This is a genomic window from Luteimonas sp. e5, from assembly GCF_054031035.1.
On sequence record NZ_JBSTRX010000002.1, the window covers coordinates 282601 to 301595 of the forward strand.

The following is an 18995-nucleotide window of genomic DNA, read 5'->3' on the forward strand; positions in this document are numbered from 1 at the left end:
AGCCGGCCGCGATCGTCGACAATTCGCGCATGCTGACCCGTGATCCCGAACAGTTCTTTGCGCATGCGCGAAGCCTGAGCCCCGACTTCGGTCCGGTCACCGCGCGTGCGGCCTTCCTGGTGGCGCCGGACGGCTTCGCCCAAGCCGCGCAGTCGGCGCAGGACAATGCCTACATGGCAGCGGCCGATGCCTTCGATGCCGGACGTGCGTCCGCGCAACACCGCGACTTGCAGCGTGCGCTGAGCGCGGTGCTGCCGACACTGTGCTTCGCCGGCGACCCGGCCACGCCGGACGCGGTATTCCCCAACAACGTGTTCGGCACCGCGCCGGGGCGCGTGGTGATCGGGCGCATGCGTCATCCGGTGCGCCAGCGCGAGGCGGAACGTGGCGATATCCGCGACTTCTTCCGCGCGGTGCTGGGGCGCGAGGAAATCGACCTCTCGACCCAGCCGCATGCCTGCGAGTTGACCGGCGCGCTGGTCATCGACCGCGCGCATGGTCTGGGCTACATCGGCCTGTCCGAGCGTTGCGACGAGGAGGGTGCACGCCTGATGCACGAGGCGTTCGGCCTGCGCGCCTCGCTGCTGTTCGATCTTGCCCCCGGCGAGTACCACACCAACGTGGTGCTGGCGGTGCTCGCCGGACGTGCCGCGGTGATTTGCCCGAAGGGCTTTGCCGATGCCGCCGTCGTCGAGGCCATCGCCGCGCATTACGCGCCGCATGCATTGGTGTGCGACGAGGCCGAACATGCCGCCTTCGTCGGCAACTGCATCGCGTTGTCGCAGGACACGGTGTGGATGAGCGCGCGCGCCGCCGACGCGCTGCGCGCGGACAGCCGCCGCCTGCTGGATGCAGCAGGCTTCAAGGTGGCCGCGGTGGAACTGGACGCGATCGAGGCCGGTGGCGGCTCGCTGCGCTGCTGCGTTGGCGAAATCTTCTGATGCACCTGAGCACCACCACGGAGGTGTTCCTGCTGGCGATGCTGATCATCATGGCTGCGCCGTACCTGGTGTGGCGCCTGGCGCGCACCGATTACTGGGCGCCGCTGGTGGTGGTGCAGATCATGGCCGGCATCGTGCTCGGCCCCGGCGTGCTGGGCAAATGGTTCCCCGACTATTACGCCTTCGTGTTCAATGCCGAAGTGGTGCAGGCGCTGAACGGCATCGCTTGGTGGGCGGTGATGCTGTTCGTGTGCCTGGCCGGGGTGGAACTGGACCTCAAGCATGCCTGGCGTGACCGCCGCCAGTCCGGCCTGACCGCCACGCTGGCGCTGGGCGTGCCGTTGCTGCTGGGTGCACTGGCCGCGCTGCTGCTGCTGCGCTTTCCCGGCTGGATCGGCGAGCGCGGGCAGTCCTGGCAATTCGTGCTCGGGGTCGGCATGGCCTGCGCGGTGACCGCGTTGCCGATCCTGGTGCTGCTGATGGAGAAGCTCGACATCCTGCGCCAGCCGCTGGGCCAGCGCATCCTGCGCTATGCCAGTCTCGATGACATCGCGATCTGGGGTGTGCTGGCACTGGTGTTGATGGACTGGGTGCGGCTGGGCCGGCAGGCGCTGTTCCTGGTGCTGTTCAGCGCCGCCTGCTGGGGCTTCCGCCGGCTGATGCGCGCCATCCCCGAGCGTGACCGCTGGTACTTGGCGCCGATATGGCTGGCGCTGGTGGCCTTGGCCGCGGACTGGGCCGGGCTGCACTTCATGGTCGGTGCTTTCCTCGCCGGCGCGGTGATGGACAGCGAATGGTTCGAGCAGCATGCGATGGATCTGCTGCGCCAGCATGTGCTGTTGGTGATGATGCCGGTGTTCTTCCTTTCCACCGGCCTGAAGACCGCGTGGAGCGTGGGCGGGGCCAGCGTGTTCGCCGCCGCCGGTCTGCTGCTGGTGGCGGCAGTGGTCGGCAAGCTGGCCGGTGTGGGCCTGGCCGGGCGCCTGCTCGGCTGGCGCCGTGGCGAGGCCTGGGTGGTCGGCTGGCTGCTGCAGACCAAGGCGCTGATCATGATCATCTTCGCCAACATCCTGCTCGATGCCGCGGTGATCAGCAGCGAAACCTTCACCGCGCTGCTGCTGATGGCGGTGGTCAGCACCATGCTGAGCGTGCCGATGGTGGCGCCGCGCCTGCGCGGCGGGCGCGAAGCGGCGCTGTCCGGCTGAAGGCATCGTTCAGCGCGTGAAGGCGCAACGCGACCATGACCCGGCTGCTCGCCATCACCGCAAACCGGAACTGCCACTCGCGCCGCGCACGGGCCGTGCGCAGAGCGCGCCGGGTCAGCCCTCCGGCGTGAGCTTCAGCAGCCGTGCGTTTTCGCCATCCTCCAGCACCCACAGCGCGCCGTCGGCGTCCTCGGCCAGCGCGCGGATGCGCTCGCCCATGTCGAAGCGCTCGACCTCGCGTGCCGATTGCGCATCGAACGCCACCACCACCAGCGACTTCGACGACAGCCCGCCGATCAGCGCACGTCCGTGCCAGGCGGGGAAGCGCTCGCCGCGATAGATCACCAGGCTGGAGGGTGAAATCACCGGCGTCCAGCTGACCAGCGGCGCACGGTATTGCGGCGCGGTGGCATGGTCGGGGATCGGCGTGCCGTTGTAATGCCTGCCATCGCTGACCAGCGGCCAGCCGTAGTTTTCGCCGCGCACGATGAGGTTGAACTCGTCGCCATCGCGCGGTCCCATCTCATGCGCCCACAACCGGCCCGCGTCATCGAAGGCGATGCCGAGCACATTGCGATGCCCGAGCGTCCACACCTGCGCGGCGATGCCGCCGCGTGCCGCGAACGGATTGTCCGCCGGCAGGCTGCCGTCATCGTTGAGGCGGATCATCTTGCCGAGGTTGCCGCCCATGTCCTGCGCCGGGTCGAGCTTCTGCCGGTCGCCGGAACTGATGAACAGATGGCCATCGGGGGCGAAGGCGATGCGATGGCTGTAATGGCCGCGTCCGTTGACCTTGGGCTCCTGCCGCCAGATCACCTCGGGCGCGGACAGGCGCCCGCCGTCGCCCTGCAGCTCGAGCCGCGCGCGCGCCACCACCGCGCCGCGGGTATCGCCCGGGCCGGCTTCGGCATAGCTGAAATAGAGCCAGTGGTTGTCGGCAAAGCCCGGGTGCAGCACCACGTCGCCCAGACCACCCTGGCCGCCTTCATCCACCTGCGGCACGCCGCGGATCTCGCCGCTGCGCCGAGTGGCGGGGTCGAACACCTTGAGCCTGCCGGCCTTCTCGCTGACCAGCAGGCGTCCATCCGGCAGCCGCGCCATCGCCCAGGGCGCGTCGAAACGGGCGAATTCCTCGCGCGCAAAGCGCGTGCTCTGGTCGTTGGCGGCGGTGCTGGCGGCAGTGCCGCTGCTGGATGCCGGTGCGGCGGCATTGGCCGGGCCGCCGTTCTGGCAGGCGGCAAGGAGCAGGGTGGCGGCAAGCGGTGCGATCAGGCGCATGGCGAACTCCGGGTGGGCCTCGCCCCAGCATGCCTGATCCGCGGTCAAGGCGCAGTCGCCGTACCATGGCGCGATGACGCCACGCATCCGCATGGTCGGCTTCGACGCCGACGACACGCTCTGGAAGAGTGAAGACTATTACCGCCAGGCCGAAGCCGAATTCGTCGGCATCGTCGCCGAAGTGGTCGATCTCGACGATCTCGGTGCGCGCCTGTATGCGGTGGAAAAGCGCAACCTCGAGCTGTACGGCTACGGCGTCAAGGGCATGACCCTGTCGATGCTGGAAGCGGCCATCGAGATCACCGCGGGCCGCATCGACGCCCCGCGCCTGCAGCGCATCCTCGCGCTGGCGCGGCGCCTGCTGCGGCATCCGGTGGAGTTGCTGCCCGGAGTGACCAGCGCCGTCGCCGCGGTGGCCGCGCGCCATGACATCGTGCTGATCACCAAGGGTGACCTGTTCCATCAGGAGGCCAAGGTGCGCGAATCCGGGCTTGCGCGCTGGTTCCGCCGCATCGAGATCGTCAGCGAGAAGGACGTGCCGACCTATGCGCGCCTGCTGGAGGAGTTCGATGTCGCCGCCGACGAGTTCGTGATGGTGGGCAATTCGCTGCGCTCGGACATCGCCCCGTTGCTGGAGATGGGCGCCTGGGGCGTGCACGTGCCGTACCACGTGACCTGGGCGCACGAGGCCGAGGCCGACGTCGACCCGCGTCATCCGCGCTTGCGCGTGGTATCCGATGCCGGCGGCATCGACGCGGCCTTGCGGGACATCGAACACGCCGCCCGCGAGTCATGGCCGCGGACGCAGGGCGCATGAGACGCCGTGCGGCGCGTCCGTGCGGGTCTTGTTCATGATTCTTAACGGGCCGCCATCGCCGCTGCCGGATTCCGTGCGCGTTCACCCGCAAGGCGCGATGGTGGATGCCAAGCCGCAATGCGGTGATTGTTCGCACTCGACAAGGAGCAACGCCATGAAGACACTTACCCGCTGGTTGGCCCCCACCGTACTGGCCGCAGGCTTCGGCCTGGGTGCCCTGGTCGCGCCGCAGCCGGCGCAGGCCCAGGATGAGTTGACCCGCGTGCTGGTGGACGTTGCCGATGTGATCCTGCGTGGCGGGCAACCCTATTACCGCTACGGCAATTACGGGCCGAACGATCGTCTGATCGTGCAGCGTGATCGCTACGGCCGTCCGGTGTATTACCGCACCGTGTACCGCTCCGGCCCGCCCTACGGCAATGCCTACGGCTATTACCGCAATGGTCCGGGTGCGTACGGCAAGGGCAAGACCAAGTGCGACAAGCGCGGCAAGTGCGTGACCACGTATTACGACCCGCGCCGTGACCGCCGTGCCAATGATCGCTACTGGCGTGGTCGTTGATCGCGCCCGGCCGACGCTGCACTGACCTTCATCCGCGCCACGGCACCCTCCAGTGCCGTGGCGCTTGTCGTTGCTCCTTTCGTCCCGGCGCCGCGTATCATTCGCGCCGCCGATCTGCCCTGTCCGTTTCGTTCCAACTCCGATGCCCGACCGTTTGCCACCCCTGATTGCGCTGATCGCCGCGGCGTGCGTCGCGTTGCTGGCGCTGGCGCCGATGCCGGCGCGGGCGCAGGAGCGACCCGGCGAGGGGCCGCTGGATTGCCGGCTGACGTTCTGGATGGAGGGCTGGTCGGCGTTCTACAAGACCGGCCGTGGCGAGGGCATGGTGATCTGCAACCATGGCCAGCGCCTGCCGGTGACGATCACCTCGCGCGGCGGCGGCATCACGTTCGGCAAGTCGCGGATCGACAACGGGCGCGGCGAATTCTCCGGCATCCATGACATCCGCGACGTGCTCGGCCGCTATGCCGCCGCCGAGGCGCATGTCGCGGCGGGCCGCGCGCGCAAGGCGCAGGTGGTGACCAAGGGCGCGGTCTCGCTGGCGCTGACCGGCACCGGCTCGGGCTGGGACATCGGCGTGTCGATCGGCAGCTTCGTGATCAGCGAGCCCTGAGCGCCGCCACGCGCGCGCTCGCCTACAATCGCCTGCCCGCACTGCCGGCGCGTCCGTCCGGGCGGCACATGGCCCATCCCGCGCAACCAGCGTGACGTATCGATGCATGACGACTTCGCCCTTTCCGTGGCGCCGATGATGGATTGGACCGACACCCACTGTCGGGTGTTCCACCGTCTGCTGGCGCCCTCGGCGCGGCTGTATACCGAGATGGTGCACGCCAACGCGGTGCTGCATGGCGATCGCGATCTGTTGCTGGCGATGGATGCCAGCGAGCATCCATTGGCGCTGCAATTGGGTGGCAGCGAGCCGGCGCTGCTGGCGGCGGCGACGCGGATTGCGGTCGAACGCGGATTCGACGAAATCAATCTCAACTGCGGTTGTCCTTCCGATCGTGTGCAGGCCGGACGCTTCGGCGCCTGCCTGATGCGCGAGCCGGCACTGGTCGCCGAATGCGTGGCGGCGATGCGCGAGGCCGCCGGCACGGTGCCGGTCACGGTGAAATGCCGCCTCGGGGTCGACGATGACCATGAGTACGCGCGTTTCCTCGCCTTCATCGACACGGTGGCCGCGGCCGGCTGCACGCATTTCATCGTGCATGCGCGCAACGCCTGGTTGCAGGGGCTTTCGCCGAAGGAAAATCGTGAAGTGCCGCCGCTGCGGCATGACTGGGCGCATCGTCTCAAGCGCGAGCGTGCCGGGTTGCGCATCGAACTCAATGGCGGCATCGCCGACGTCGCCGCTGCCGAGGCCCACCGTGGCCTTGTCGACGGGGTGATGCTCGGTCGCGCCGCCTATCACGATCCCTACCTGCTGCATCGGCTGGACGCACGCTGGCATGGGCGCGTGCTGCAGCCGCGCGCCGAGCTGCTGCGCCGCTTGCAGCCCTACGTGGAGGCACAACTGGCGCGTGGCGTCGCGCTCAAGCACATCAGCCGACACCTGCTTGGCCTGTTCCATGGCGAGCCGGGCGGACGCGCATTCCGTCAGGTATTGAGCGAGGGCGGGCATCGCGACGGGGCCGACTGGCGGCTGGTCGAGCAGGCGCTCGCGGTGCAGGCCGGGGTGGCGGCGTCGCGGCCGGCGCGGGTGCAATCGGCGTGAGGCCGGGCCGGCGAGCTCACGCGGCCTTGACGGTTAAGGGCGAGTTCAATGGTCATCGCCGACACTGCTCGGCGAATTGGGCATCGCCCGGCATCTGCCGCGGTGCCATGTCGCCTTCGGAGTCTGTCGTGTCCCGCCGCCATCTGCTGGTCCTGCTGCCGCTGCTGTTGTTGCCGTCGCTGGCGCTCGCCCAGCGCGCCGACGACGGGCGTGGGCGGCCGGATGATCGCCGTGCGCAGGTGCACGGCGGTGACCGTGGCATGTCGGCCGCCGTGCGTCGGGTGCAGCGCGAGACCGGCGGCCAGGTGCTGAACGTGGAAAGCATGCGCTTCCAGGGTCGCGACATCCACCGGGTCAAGGTGCTCGGCCAGGATGGCCGCGTGCGCATCGTGGTGGATGACCCGGTGAACCGGCGCGGTGGCGGCGATTCCCGCGGTGGTGATCGCGGCGAGCGCGGGCGCCCTACACGCCGCGATGACGGCCGGCGGCCCAATCTGTAACCCCTTGGCCGCGCCTTGGCCATCGTGATTGATTCGGAGCTGACATGCGGATTCTGTTGGTCGAAGACGAAGCGCCACTGCGCGAAACCCTGGCCGCGCGCCTGAAGCGCGAAGGCTTTGCCGTGGATGCGGCGCAGGATGGCGAGGAAGGCCTGTACATGGGCCGCGAGGTGCCGTTCGACATCGGCATCATCGACCTCGGCCTGCCGAAGATGAGCGGCATGGAGCTGATCCGCGCGTTGCGCGATGAAGGCAAGCAGTTCCCGATCCTGATCCTGACCGCGCGCTCGAGCTGGCAGGACAAGGTCGACGGGCTCAAGGAGGGCGCCGACGATTATCTGGTCAAGCCGTTCCATGTCGAGGAACTGCTGGCGCGCATCAATGCGCTGGTGCGCCGTGCCGCCGGCTGGAGCAAGCCCTCGCTCGAATGCGGGCCGATGGTGCTCGACCTTGCCGCGCAGACGGTCACCGTGCACGGGCAGAACGTCGACCTCACCAGCTACGAGTACAAGGTGCTGGAATACCTGATGATGCATGCCGGCGAGCTGGTCTCCAAGGCCGACCTCACCGAGCACATCTATCAGCAGGACTTCGACCGCGACTCCAACGTGCTGGAAGTGTTCATCGGTCGCCTGCGGCGCAAGCTCGACCCCGACGGCACCCTGAAGCCGATCGAAACCGTGCGCGGCCGCGGCTACCGTTTCGCCATCCCGCGCAGCCACGAGGCCTGAGCAGGCCCTCGCGGTGGCGACCCCACCCGAGCCCGCGGCACCACGCAGCGCCGATCCGCCGATCTGGCGCCCCCGTTCCATCGCCGCGCGCCAGTTGCTGGCGGCTGGCCTGGGCATGCTGGCGTTCCTGGTGCTGATCGGCATCGCGCTGGACCGGGTGTTCATCGATACCGCCGAGAACCAGATGCGCTGGCGGCTGGAAGGTCATGCCCGCGCCTACGCCGCCAACGTGGAGTTCGACGTGGCCGGCTATCTGGTGCCGCCTTACCGCGATCCCGATCCGCGCCTGGGTCAGCCCGGCAGCGGCCTGTATGCGCAGATCGTGCTCGAGAACGGACACTGGGAATCGCTCTCCTCCAAGGGCCCGGAGCTGCCCGACGGGCACATGCTGGCGTCCGGCGAGCGTGTCTTCGACGGGCCCTTGCCGATCATCGACAGCGACGGCAGTGCGCGCGAGGTGTATCGCTTCGGCTACGGGCTCTCGGTGGACGGCGCCGGTGCCACCATTCCCTACACGGTCTACATCATGGAGGACACGCGTCCGCTGGCGGCACAGATCACCGTGTTCCGCCGGGCGTTGTGGGGCTATGTCGGCAGTGCCGCGGTGATCCTGCTGCTGCTGCAGCTGCTCGCCCTGCGCTGGAGTCTGACGCCGCTGCGTCAGGTGATCGCGGAGCTGGATCGGGTCAAGCTGGGCCAGGCCTCGCGCATGAGCGGCTTCCACCCGCGCGAACTGGAACCGCTGACCGACAGCATCAACGCCTTCATCGAGAGCGAGCGCACCCATCTGGAACGCCAGCGCAACACGCTGGCCGATCTCGCGCACAGCCTGAAGACGCCGCTGGCGGTGCTGCGCAGCCAGCTTGACAACCAGGCCCCGGACGCCGAGTTGCGCGAGGAACTGGGTATCCAGTTGCAGCGCATGAACAACCTGGTGTCCTATCAGCTCTCGCGCGCGGCCTCGGGCGGCCACAAGCTGTTTTCCGTGCCGGTGCCGATCCTGCCGCAGGCCGAGCAGATCGTGGTCGGGCTGGAGAAAATCTATGCTGCCAAGGGCGTGTTGTGCGAATTCGAGGTGGACGAAAGCGCACGTTTCCATGGCGAGGTCGGCGATCTGCAGGAGTTGCTTGGCAATCTGCTGGAAAACGCGTTCAAGTGGGCGCGTTCGCGGGTGCTGCTGACGGTGGCGCAGTTGCCGCCGGCGGGCAAGGGGCAGCGCAGTCGCGGGCATTTGCTGCTGGCGGTGGACGATGACGGCCCGGGCATCGCCGAGGAGAAGGTTGACGTGGTGCTGCAGCGCGGCGTGCGCGGCGACGAGCGGGTGCACGGCCACGGCATCGGCCTGTCGATCGTGCAGGACGTGATCCGCGCCTATGGCGGGCAATTGCAGGTGACCCGTTCCAGCGGACTGGGCGGGGCGCGCTTCGAGGTGGAGTTGCCGCTCTCGCGCTGAGTCAGCGGAACATGCCGGGCAGGAAGCTGTGCCAACGCGGCACGCTGTTGCGGTTCTGCTCGGCGGCGCGCGGTGCGTTGCCGCGGCGTTCGTTGCCCGCGGGTGCCGGCTGGGAGGCCTTGTTCGGTGCCGGCGTGCTGTCTGCCTCGCTGCTGGCCGTGGCCTCGACCGGCACCTCGGTCCGCGCCAGCGCGGGGGCGCTGCAGGCGAGGATCAGCACGGCGAGCGGCAGGCGCAGTTTCATGGAGGCATCCGGACGCAGGGACCCCCGAATATACCGCGCCCGTCCAGGCGCTGGATGAATGCGCCGACGGGGCGGCCGACGGCATGCGCCGACTGGGCGCATGGCCGGGTGCCGGGGATAATGGGTCATGCCTTCTGCGTCCCCCCCGTCGAGCCCGCACCCCGAGCGCATCCTGCTGCAGCGCCTGGCGGCTGGCCCGGTGTCCGGGGATGCATTGGCACACGAATTCGGCCTCACCCGAGCCGCGGTGTGGAAGCGCATCGAGGCGTTGCGCCAGGCCGGCATCGCCATCCAAGCGCGCCGCGGACAGGGCTATGCCCTGACGCAAGCGCTGGACCTGCTGGATGCCGCCGCGATCCGCGCCGCGTTGCCCGACGCCCTGCACGAGGCACTGGAACTGGACGTGGCCTGGCAGGTGGATTCGACCAACAGCGTGCTGCTGGCCCGGCCAGCCCCCGTGCATGGCGTGCGGGTGCTGCTCGCCGAACGGCAGAGCCGGGGCCGCGGGCGTCTTGGGCGCGACTGGCACTCGCCGCTCGCCGCCAATGTGTACCTGTCGCTGGATCGACGCTATGGCGCCGGCCTGGCGCGCCTGCCCGGGCTCAGCCTGGTGGCCGGCATCGCCAGCGCGGAAGCCCTGCGCGTCTTGACCGGGCTCGACATCGGCCTGAAATGGCCCAACGACTTGTGGCTGGACGGGCGCAAGTTGGGGGGGCTGCTGGTCGAGGGCAGTGGCGAACATGGCGGCAGCGCGCGTGCGGTGATCGGGCTCGGGCTCAACCTGCGCATGCCGGCGTCGCAGACGGCACGGATCGCCCAGCCATGGACCGATCTTGCGGCACACCTGCCCGCGCCGCCTGCGCGCAACCAGGTGGTCGCCGCCTTGCTGGCGGCCTGGTTGCCGGCGCTGGAGGCGTTCGATCGCGACGGCCTGGCCGGCTTCCTGCCACGCTGGCAGGCGCTGGACGTGCTTGCCGGGCAGCCAGTGGACATCATCGAGGGTGGGACGCGCGTGCCGGCGCTCGCGCTGGGCGTGGCCGCCGATGGCGGCCTGCGCATCCGCGATGCGCGTGGCGAGCGCATCCTGCACTCGGGCGAAGTCAGCGTGAGAATGGCCGCATGAGCCGACCGCACTGGTTGTTCGATCTCGGCAACAGCCGGCTGAAGTTCGCACCGCGCAGCGAGCCGCACGCGATGCGCACGCTCGCCCACGCCGACGAGGCGGCCTTCAACGGCTTGCCGCCGGATGTGCAGGGCGATGTCGCCTGGCTGGCCGCGGTGACTCCGCCGCAGCGATGGATGCCTTTGCTGCACGTGTTGCGCACGCGTTTCGCACGCATCAGCTTCGCCCGCAGTCAGGCCCGTTGCGGACGCCTGCAGCTGGCCTATGCCGAGCCGGCGCGGCTGGGCGTCGACCGGTTCCTGGCGTTGTTGCAGGCAGCGCAGGCGCGCGAGACCGCGCTGATCGTCGGCGTCGGCACGGCGCTGACCATCGACCTGATCGATGCCGGAGGGCGCCATCTTGGCGGGCGCATCGCACCCTCGCCGACCTTGATGCGCGAAAGCCTGCACCAGCGCGCCGGGCATCTGCCGGCCCGTGGCGGCGATTGGGTCGAGTTTGCCGACGATACCGATGATGCGCTGGCCTCGGGCTGCCTGGGCGCGGCGCTGGCGCTGATCGAACACAGCCATGCCGCCGCCGGCGCGCGCCTCGGCCGGTATCCGGCACTGTGGCTGCATGGCGGGGGTGCCGAGGCGTTGTTGTCGCGCTTGCCACAGGCACAGATGCGCCCGCATCTGGTGCTGCAGGGATTGGGTGCCTATGCCGATCTGGCGGCGCAGGATTGAGCCACGTGCGCGGATGGCTGCCGATCGCGCCTGTTGCCCGCGTGCATGCGCGAATGCAGCGGGCTGGCTTTAGAATCGCCGCATGATCGGACGCATGTTGTTGGTCGCGTTGCTGGTGCTGAATCTGGGCGTGGCGGCCTGGTGGTGGCTGCATCGCCCGGTGCCGCCACCCGCAGGACCGGCGCTGGACCCGGGCATCCCGACGCTTGAGCTGGTCGAGGACGCAATCGAGGAGGCGGAACCGGCATCGCGGCCCGGCGCGGCTGTCGATGACGAGGAAGCAGCCATGGAAGCGCCGCCCGAATCCGAGGTGGCACCTGTTGCGGCAGCACCGAACCCGGCAGCCGAAGCCGTACCGGTGTGCGCCGCCTTCGGTCCGTATGCCGACCGTGCTGCCGCCGAAGCCGCACGCTCGCGCCTGTCGGCTGCCGATGCCCGCGGCAGCCTGCGTGAAGTCGCCACGGCACCGGCCGCGGGCACGACGCGCGGCTACAACGTCTACCTGCCGCCACTGGCCGACCGCGAGGCCGCCAGCGCCATGGCCGAGCGTCTGCGCGCGGCCGGCTTCAACGACCTGATGCTGATCAACCAGGGCGAGCGTGCCAATGGCATCGCGCTGGGCCGCTTCGGCAATGAAGCCAACGCACGACGCCACCAGGCAACCTTGCGCGCACGTGGTTTTGCCGCGGAAGTCGCACCCATCGTGACCGAGGGCGAAGCACCGAGCACGCAATTCTGGCTCGACGTGCGCGCCGCGGCGGGGTTCGACCCGGTGGCGCAGCGCACCCGCCTCGGCGCGGCCCAGGTGCAGCGCAGGCGCTGCCCCGACGCCTGAAACGGCGGGCGGCTCGGCTAGAATGACGCCCCATCGCCGGCTTAGCTCAGTTGGTAGAGCAACCGCCTTGTAAGCGGTAGGTCGTCAGTTCAAGTCTGACAGCCGGCACCAATCTGCCCCTGGAGTGGTGATGCCGGAGCGTTTCCCTGCTGTTTCCCTGTTTGGCGTGCCGACCGACATCGGCGCCGCGCACCGTGGTGCGTCGATGGGTCCGGAGGCGCTGCGCGTCGCGCGCCTGGTCGAGGCGGTCGCCCGGCGCGGAGTGGAGGTGGTCGATGAGGGCGATCTCAGCGGGCCACGCAATCCGCAAGCCGCGCCGGAGGCCGGCTATCGCCATCTGCACGAGGTGGTGGTGTGGAATCAGGCGGTGTACCAGCGCAGCCACGCGATCCTGCAGGCCGGGCGCCTGCCGATCATGCTCGGTGGCGACCATTGCCTGGCCATCGGCTCCATCGCCGCGGTGGCCGCGCATTGCCGCGAGCACGGGCGCAAGCTGCGCATTCTGTGGCTGGATGCGCATGCCGATTTCAATACCTCCGAAATCACCCCCTCGGGCAACATCCACGGCATGCCGGTGGCTTGCCTGTGCGGCATCGGCCCGCAGGCACTGGTTGATCTTGGCGCCCCGGGACCGGCGATCACCCCGGCCGAAGTACGCCAGATCGGCATCCGCTCCGTCGACCAGGGCGAGAAGCGGCTGGTCAAGGAATACGGGCTCGACATCTACGACATGCGCTACATCGACGAGATCGGCATGCGTCGGGTGATGGAGCAGGCGCTGGACGGGGTCGACGAAGACACCCACCTGCACGTCAGCTTCGATGTCGACATGCTCGATCCGGTGATCGCGCCGGGTACCGGCACCCGCGTGCCCGGTGGGGTGAACTATCGCGAGGCGCAGCTGATGATGGAGATGATCGCCGACACCGGGCGCATGCGCTCGCTGGATCTGGTCGAGGTCAACCCGGCACTGGACAAGCGCAATGCCACCGCGCGGCTGGCGGTGGAGCTGGTGGAAAGCCTGTTCGGCAAGTCCACCCTGATGCGCGACTGAACGCCAGCCGACGCACGGATGCGAAACCGGACCGGGTCGACGGCGGCTTCACACCCGCACGGGTTCCATGGCCGTGTACGGGATGCAGTGCATTCCGTCCGTACCCCCACCAGGAGAACTGCCCATGAAGCGTTTGATTACCGTGGCGATGCTGGCGATGTTTTCGCTCGGCCTGACCGCCTGCAACACCATGGCCGGTGCCGGCAAGGACGTGCAGAAGGCCGGCGAGAAGCTCGAGGACAAGGCGGAAGACTGCAAGGACGGCCGTTGCTGACAGCGGTTTGAACTGCAGCAATACGTGAAAAGGCCGGGGCTTGTCCCGGCCTTTTCCTTTGCCGGCTTGCCTGGCGATTGCGGACAAACACCGGCGCATAGCGTGTCATGGCATGCACAACGAAGGACGGCCGCCCTCGGGCGACCGTCCTGTCAAAGCACGGCTGTAAAGGCGATCAATCGTTTTCGATCATCTTCTCGAACGCGTTGACTTCGTCCTCGGCGCGCTCGCGGTTCCAGCCATACTTTTCCTGCAGCTTGCCGGCGAGGTATTCGCGATTGCCTTCGGCCACGTCGAAGACGTCGTCGGTCAGATCGCCCCACTTGCTCTGGGCCTTGCCCTTCAGCTGCTTCCACTTGCCGGCGATGATGTCCTTGTTCATGCGGTGACTCCTTGATGCGATTGGGGGAGGGTGCGCTTGGATCAAACGCAAACGGCGATTCGTTTGCCGTCGCCTGCAAGCATGCGCGCCATGGCGTAAATGCAGCGTCGCCACTTCGTTCATGGCAGATGAAATCCCGACCCCGCGGTTCAGCTGCATGAACTCAGCGCGCGGGTGGATCCGGCACGAAACCACCCGGAAACGCGCGCGGCGCCGGGGGCCGCAGTGGGGTGCGTGGCAGGATGCCGCGGGCGCGCAGCCGGGCATGGCTGTCGTAACGCAGCTCGACCACCTGCAGTGGCGTGTGGCTGGCGCGCACGAAACGGGTGCCGGTGACCGGTGAGTACTCGCGCTCACCGTGGCCGGTACCGATGCCCTGGGCCGGTGCCGCGGCTTCGGCGCGCGCGCTGGCATCGGCGGCGCTGCGCGACGACAGCGCACGCGGGATGCGCGGCGCTCGCACCTGGCGCTCGTTGAACACCGCGATGCCGATCACGCCGACATTGTCCGGCCGCCCGGTGCGTGCGGCATAGCTGTCGGCGACACGGGTGAACACGAACTGCGCGACATCGTCCATCGACTTGCGCCAGCCGGTGATTTCGGCACTCTGCCAGGGCGCCAGCACGTAGCCGCTTTGCCCGGGTGCGGCGGTTTCGCCGCTGAGCGCATTGACCCCGTCGACCGATACCACCACCAGTACCCGCTGCGCGCTGCGGTTGCTCAGGCGCAGCGCATAGCGGTGGCCGGGCTGGCCGGCGATCCACTGTTCGCCGCGATGCGGATGCACCGCCAGCGGGCCGTCGCCGTCGCGATCGATGACGTCAAGACGCACCGGATAAGTGTCCGGGCGTATCACGGGTGAAGCGGCGGCGGGCAGTGCCAGCAGCAGGGTCAGCAGGGCGGGGATGGCAGGGAACCGGATCATGGGCACACTCCAGGCTGGGTGATGATGACAACGGCCCACCACGGCAAACGGGGTCAAGCTGCGTGCTCGGCGTAAAATCGGAGGTTTGATTGGCGCTTCGAGCATCGCAATGTCCGCACCCCGCACCCGCATCCTCACCGGCATCACCACCTCGGGCACCCCGCACCTGGGCAACTACGTGGGCGCGATCCGCCCGGCGCTGGCCGCCGCGCGCGCCGATGATGCGGAAAACTTCTATTTCCTCGCCGACTACCACGCCCTGATCAAGGTGCAGGAGCCGGCGCGGGTGCAGCGCTCCACGCTGGAAATCGCCGCCACCTGGCTGGCCTGCGGGCTGGATCCGGCGCGGGTCTGGTTCTACCGGCAGAGCGACATTCCGGAAATCCCCGAACTGACCTGGCTGCTGACCTGCGTCGCCGGCAAGGGCCTGCTCAACCGCGCGCACGCCTACAAGGCGGCGGTGGACCGCAATCGCGAGGACGGTCTGGACGAGGATGCGGGCATCAGTGCCGGCCTGTTCATGTATCCGGTGCTGATGGCCGCCGACATCCTGATCTTCAATGCCGAGCGGGTGCCGGTGGGGCGCGACCAGATCCAGCACATCGAAATGGCGCGCGACTTCGCGCAGCGCTTCAACCACCTGTACGGCGAGGATCATTTCGTGCTGCCGGAGGCGGCGGTGGAGGAGCACGTGGCGACCTTGCCCGGGCTCGACGGACGCAAGATGTCGAAGAGCTACGACAACACCATCCCGCTGTTCGTCCCCGCCGACGAGCTGCGCAAGCGCATCCTCTCGATCGTCACCGACTCGCGCGCGCCGGGCGAGGCCAAGGACACCGAAGGCTCGGCCCTGTTCCAGCTGTACCAGGCCTTCGCCAGTGCGGAGGAAACCGCAGCCATGCGCCAGGCCTTCGCCGAAGGCATCGCCTGGGGCGAGGCCAAGCAGCGCCTGTTCGAGCGCATCGACGCCGAGATCGCGCCGTTGCGTGAGCAGTACGAGGCACTCATCGCGCGCCCGGACGAGATCGAGGCGATCCTGCGCGATGGCGCCGCGCGTCTGCGCGAGCGCTATGCGCGGCCGATGCTCGCGCGCCTGCGTGAAGCGGTCGGCCTGCGCGACCTCTCGCGCGTCGCATTCGGCGACACGCCGGCCGGCACGGTGGACACCGCCGATGCCCCGCTGCCGCAGTTCAAGCAGTACCGCGAAGCCGATGGCCTGTTCTACTTCAAGCTCAGCCAGGGCGAGCAGGTGCTGCTGCAGAGCACCGGCTTCACCGAACCGCGTGAGGCCGGCATGCGCATCGCCGCGCTCAAGCGCGACGGTTTCGCCGGTGCCGATGCACAGCTCGCGCCTGGCGCAGGCGTCAGCGACGAGGACGTGCGCGCGGCACTGGCCCGCCTTGTCGCCGCGGATGCGGCCAAGGGCTGAGCGCCGCCTGTGGAAGCACGCCCATGGCGTGCGCACATTCGTGCCCCGGCTGCATATGCAAGAACAGCATGTCGCTTCGCGTTCGTGCCGGGCTTGCCTGCGTCGGCCTATGGTGTGACTTGGCAGGTGGCGGTGAACGTGACGGAGTTTCCGGGTGCACTGCTCGTGAGCGGACCCAAGGTGATGCCAGTGGTCAGCTCGGCCATGGTCAATGGCCCGGACGGGCATGCGTCGCCACTGCAATCCACAGCACTTCCCGCAAGGCAAACCAGGCCGCCCCCCGGCGTGTCGCGCACGACTGCGCCGGTGACCGGGTCCGGACCTTGGTTGCTGGCGATGATCGTGTACGTCACGTTTTCACCAGGCAGCAGCAGAGCGGGATCGGTGGTCTTGTTGATGGCCAGGTCCGCCGCATTGGGTGCGCAGAAGCCGAGCAGACGCATGCGGATCTGTTGCACGGGCGGGTTGCCGCTGGCCGCCGGATGGTTGTCGTGGATCAGGGTGAATTCCTTGACCGGGCTGGGAAAAAGGAAGTCGATGCGGCATGCCGCCCATTCCTGGCTGGCCTCGTTGCATTGGAACGGCTGGTTGGTTCGTGCCCACGCGACGTTTCCTGCAGCCGTGACGTGGCTCCCCCGGTTGGCCGTGACCGGGAGCAGTGTGCTGCCATCGGCAGCCTTGCCGGTGACCGTCACCCGATCGAAGTACGCTCCCAGTGTCGTGGCGTGATGGTCGAGGTCGCTGACCCGCAACGCCAAGTTGCTCACCGGACGCTCGAAGGTGAAAGTGACCGAAGCGTTGCGGGTGACGCCGGCATCGGGAAAACGCTCGCTCAACACCAGCATCGTGGCACCTGCGGCATCCGTGGCCGTGCGCGGTGCAGTGGCCGTGAAGTGCGCAGACTGGGCAGTGGCCGTGACCTGGAAACCCGGATGCGGAGTGGCGGAATAGCTTGAGCTTCCAGGCGGCCAAGGATGCACCGCGAAATCGATGTTGCCGTGCGTGTGGTTGACGCTGCAGTCGGATGTGTCCTGGGCCTGCGCCATGAGCGGGAGTCCGACCAGCAGGAAACCGACGGCGACGCGGACGATGCCGCGGCGAAGGATGCGACCCGAAAGCATGTGCATGTCCCCCTGACCCCAGTTTCGCGATGGCGTGGCGCTGCCAAATGCAAACTGTTTCACAAACATGATGTGATTTTAACACGACGACTGCGTGACGCATCTCTCATGTGGTGTCTTCGAATGATCAAGGCCGGAGTGCACGCATCGCAGCGGGGGATGTGACGAGGGAAATGGCGAAAGAAAAAAGAATGCCGCCGGCATGGTGGCCGGCGGCATCGGCGGGATGTTGCAGCGTTCGCGAACGCGGCAGAACTCAGTTCGGCAGCGCCAGGTCGTCCAGCAGGGCCTTGAGGAAGCGCGCGGCTTCGCCGCCGGTGCAGGCGCGGTGGTCGAAGGTCAGCGAGATCGGCATGCGCCGGTGCACTTCGATGCCGCCCATCACCGCGACCACGTCATGGCACAGCTTGCCGGCGCCGACGATGGCCACGCACGGCGGCACCACCACCGGGGTGGCGTAGCGGCCGGCGAACATGCCGAAGTTGGACAGCGAAATGGTGTAGCCGCTCAGTTCCGAGGACGGGATCGAGCGGTCCTCGACCTGTGCGCGCAGGCGCTGGATCGCGGTGCGGATGTTGGCACCGTCGAGCATGTCGGCATTGCGCAGCGCCGGCACGAACAGGCCGTCGTCGGTGTCCACCGCGATGCCGATGTCCACATGCGGGTGCAGGGTGCGGGTCAGCGCCTTGCCGTCGAACCAGGCGTTGAGCGCGGGCACCGCCTTGCACGCGGCGACGATCGCGCGGATCAGGCGCGCGGTGATGTCCTGCTTTCCGGCCCAGGCGTGCAGGTCGGCATCGTCCACCAGCGTGGTCGGCACCACCTGCGCATGCGCATCGGCCATCACCCGCGCCATGTTGCGACGCACGCCCTTGAGCTGCTCCGGCTGGCCGCTGGCGCTCACGCCCGGCGGCTGGGTGCGCATCGGCTTGCCGGCCTGCGACAGGGTGCTGCGTTGTGCGGGGGCGGCACGGCTGGGCGCAGCCGTTGCGGCCGTTGCGGCCGGTGCGCCTGCTGCGGGCGCGGGTGCGGCCGCCAGCAATGACGGATCCGCGGCCGCGGCCTTGACGTCGGCCATCGACACCGTGCCATCCGGGCCGCTGCCGCGCACGCGGCTGATGTCCACCTTCAGCTTGCGTGCCATCGCGCGCACCGCGGGCACCGCCTTGACTCCGCCGACACTCATCGCCGCTTCGCTGCGCACCGCGTCGCCGACCTGCATCGCGCCGACCACGGTGCCGGCATCGGCTTCGGCCTTGGCCGCGGCATTGGCATTGGCGTCCTCGGGTTGCTGTTCGCCGGTGGCGGCAATCGCGCCGCCTTCGCTGGAAGCGACCACCTTGTCGTCCGGGGCCGGATCCTGCGAGCCGACGCCGTGGCCACCGCCGTGGTGATGCCCGGTGTCCTGGCCTTCGGCGCGCTGCGGCATCGACATGTCCATCTCGAACTCGGCCAGCATGTGCCCGGTAACCACGATGTCACCCGGGCCGCCGGCCAGCTTCAGCACCTTGCCGCTGACCGGCGAGGGCACGTCGACCACCGCCTTCGCGGTTTCCATCGAGACGAGGTTGTCGTCGAGCTTGATGGTGTCGCCTTCCTTGACGTACCACTCGACGATGGTCGCGTCCGGCAGGCCTTCGCCGAGGTCGGGCAGGTTGAAGGTTTTCTTGCTCATCTCG

Annotated in this window: 21 protein-coding genes and 1 tRNA gene; 16 read left to right on the forward strand and 6 right to left on the reverse strand. The window is 68.5% G+C overall.

Annotation, left to right across the window (positions count from 1 at the left end):
- Nucleotides 1-29: 29 nt before the first annotated feature.
- Nucleotides 30-941 carry an arginine deiminase-related protein gene (locus tag ACW11F_RS06785; protein WP_456996157.1) on the forward strand — a complete coding sequence of 304 codons (912 nt, stop codon included), beginning with the start codon at nucleotides 30-32 and terminating at the stop codon, nucleotides 939-941.
- Nucleotides 941-2146, forward strand: coding sequence for a cation:proton antiporter (locus ACW11F_RS06790; protein ID WP_456996158.1), 1206 nt, complete (start codon nucleotides 941-943; stop codon nucleotides 2144-2146). Before ACW11F_RS06785 ends, ACW11F_RS06790 begins: the two co-directional genes overlap by 1 nt.
- Nucleotides 2147-2260: 114 nt before the next feature.
- On the opposite strand, the gene ACW11F_RS06795 is transcribed toward ACW11F_RS06790, so the two are convergent.
- Nucleotides 2261-3424, reverse strand: coding sequence for a PQQ-dependent sugar dehydrogenase (locus ACW11F_RS06795; RefSeq protein ID WP_456996159.1), 1164 nt, complete (start codon nucleotides 3422-3424; stop codon nucleotides 2261-2263).
- Nucleotides 3425-3497: 73 nt separating this feature from the next.
- On the opposite strand from ACW11F_RS06795, the gene ACW11F_RS06800 reads away from it, so the two are divergent.
- The 7 genes from ACW11F_RS06800 to ACW11F_RS06830 all read left to right on the forward strand — a co-directional run bounded on the left by ACW11F_RS06800 (nucleotide 3498) and on the right by ACW11F_RS06830 (nucleotide 9204).
- Nucleotides 3498-4241, forward strand: a complete 744-nt coding sequence (locus ACW11F_RS06800; RefSeq protein WP_456996160.1) for an HAD family hydrolase — start codon at nucleotides 3498-3500, stop codon at nucleotides 4239-4241.
- Nucleotides 4242-4395: 154 nt separating this feature from the next.
- On the forward strand, nucleotides 4396-4803 hold the full coding sequence (locus tag ACW11F_RS06805) for a hypothetical protein (RefSeq protein WP_456996161.1): 408 nt from the start codon (nucleotides 4396-4398) through the stop codon (nucleotides 4801-4803).
- 142 nt (nucleotides 4804-4945) lie between these two features.
- A complete protein-coding gene (locus ACW11F_RS06810) occupies nucleotides 4946-5416 on the forward strand; it encodes a hypothetical protein (protein ID WP_456996162.1) in 471 nt (156 codons plus the stop codon).
- A gap of 102 nt (nucleotides 5417-5518) precedes the next feature.
- Entirely contained in the window at nucleotides 5519-6520 is a 1002-nt protein-coding gene (dusA, locus tag ACW11F_RS06815) for a tRNA dihydrouridine(20/20a) synthase DusA (protein ID WP_456996163.1), read from the forward strand.
- Between the two features lie 128 nt (nucleotides 6521-6648).
- Nucleotides 6649-7020, forward strand: a complete 372-nt coding sequence (locus ACW11F_RS06820) for a hypothetical protein (RefSeq protein WP_456996164.1) — start codon at nucleotides 6649-6651, stop codon at nucleotides 7018-7020.
- A gap of 44 nt (nucleotides 7021-7064) precedes the next feature.
- Nucleotides 7065-7751 (forward strand): response regulator transcription factor, encoded by a 687-nt coding sequence (locus ACW11F_RS06825; protein ID WP_456996165.1) that lies wholly within the window; start codon nucleotides 7065-7067, stop codon nucleotides 7749-7751.
- A gap of 115 nt (nucleotides 7752-7866) precedes the next feature.
- A complete protein-coding gene (locus tag ACW11F_RS06830; RefSeq protein WP_456996566.1) occupies nucleotides 7867-9204 on the forward strand; it encodes an ATP-binding protein in 1338 nt (445 codons plus the stop codon).
- Between the two features lies 1 nt (nucleotide 9205).
- Here the strand turns inward: ACW11F_RS06830 and ACW11F_RS06835 are convergent, their stop codons facing one another.
- Nucleotides 9206-9448, reverse strand: a complete 243-nt coding sequence (locus tag ACW11F_RS06835) for a hypothetical protein (RefSeq protein ID WP_456996166.1) — start codon at nucleotides 9446-9448, stop codon at nucleotides 9206-9208.
- A gap of 127 nt (nucleotides 9449-9575) precedes the next feature.
- Between ACW11F_RS06835 and ACW11F_RS06840 the strand changes: the two genes are divergently transcribed.
- From ACW11F_RS06840 to ACW11F_RS06865, 6 genes are all read left to right on the forward strand, one after another.
- Complete coding sequence (locus tag ACW11F_RS06840; protein WP_456996167.1) at nucleotides 9576-10571, forward strand: biotin--[acetyl-CoA-carboxylase] ligase; 996 nt, start codon at nucleotides 9576-9578, stop codon at nucleotides 10569-10571.
- Nucleotides 10568-11296: a type III pantothenate kinase gene (locus tag ACW11F_RS06845; RefSeq protein ID WP_456996168.1), complete on the forward strand. Its 729-nt coding sequence runs from the start codon at nucleotides 10568-10570 to the stop codon at nucleotides 11294-11296. The genes ACW11F_RS06840 and ACW11F_RS06845 overlap by 4 nt, the downstream gene beginning before the upstream one ends.
- Before the next feature lie 82 nt (nucleotides 11297-11378).
- Nucleotides 11379-12131, forward strand: a complete 753-nt coding sequence (locus tag ACW11F_RS06850) for an SPOR domain-containing protein (RefSeq protein WP_456996169.1) — start codon at nucleotides 11379-11381, stop codon at nucleotides 12129-12131.
- Nucleotides 12132-12166: 35 nt separating this feature from the next.
- A tRNA-Thr gene (locus ACW11F_RS06855) sits at nucleotides 12167-12242 on the forward strand.
- Nucleotides 12243-12261: 19 nt separating this feature from the next.
- Nucleotides 12262-13185: an arginase gene (gene rocF, locus ACW11F_RS06860; RefSeq protein ID WP_456996171.1), complete on the forward strand. Its 924-nt coding sequence runs from the start codon at nucleotides 12262-12264 to the stop codon at nucleotides 13183-13185.
- A gap of 124 nt (nucleotides 13186-13309) precedes the next feature.
- Nucleotides 13310-13459: an entericidin A/B family lipoprotein gene (locus ACW11F_RS06865; protein WP_456996172.1), complete on the forward strand. Its 150-nt coding sequence runs from the start codon at nucleotides 13310-13312 to the stop codon at nucleotides 13457-13459.
- Nucleotides 13460-13634: 175 nt separating this feature from the next.
- Here ACW11F_RS06865 and ACW11F_RS06870 read toward each other — a convergent pair whose 3' ends face one another.
- Both ACW11F_RS06870 and ACW11F_RS06875 read right to left on the reverse strand, forming a co-directional pair.
- Nucleotides 13635-13841 (reverse strand): CsbD family protein, encoded by a 207-nt coding sequence (locus tag ACW11F_RS06870; RefSeq protein ID WP_456996173.1) that lies wholly within the window; start codon nucleotides 13839-13841, stop codon nucleotides 13635-13637.
- Nucleotides 13842-14004: 163 nt separating this feature from the next.
- A complete protein-coding gene (locus tag ACW11F_RS06875; protein WP_456996174.1) occupies nucleotides 14005-14766 on the reverse strand; it encodes a hypothetical protein in 762 nt (253 codons plus the stop codon).
- A 109-nt stretch (nucleotides 14767-14875) separates the two neighbouring features.
- Here ACW11F_RS06875 and ACW11F_RS06880 point away from each other — a divergent pair, with 109 nt between their 5' ends.
- Entirely contained in the window at nucleotides 14876-16195 is a 1320-nt protein-coding gene (locus ACW11F_RS06880) for a tryptophan--tRNA ligase (RefSeq protein ID WP_456996175.1), read from the forward strand.
- A gap of 107 nt (nucleotides 16196-16302) precedes the next feature.
- Here ACW11F_RS06880 and ACW11F_RS06885 read toward each other — a convergent pair whose 3' ends face one another.
- Both ACW11F_RS06885 and ACW11F_RS06890 read right to left on the reverse strand, forming a co-directional pair.
- The gene (locus ACW11F_RS06885; protein WP_456996176.1) at nucleotides 16303-17385 is read right to left on the reverse strand and encodes a DUF11 domain-containing protein; all 1083 of its coding nucleotides are present in this window, start codon (nucleotides 17383-17385) and stop codon (nucleotides 16303-16305) included.
- A gap of 187 nt (nucleotides 17386-17572) precedes the next feature.
- Nucleotides 17573-18991, reverse strand: a complete 1419-nt coding sequence (locus tag ACW11F_RS06890) for a dihydrolipoamide acetyltransferase family protein (protein ID WP_456996177.1) — start codon at nucleotides 18989-18991, stop codon at nucleotides 17573-17575.
- Nucleotides 18992-18995: the final 4 nt, after the last annotated feature.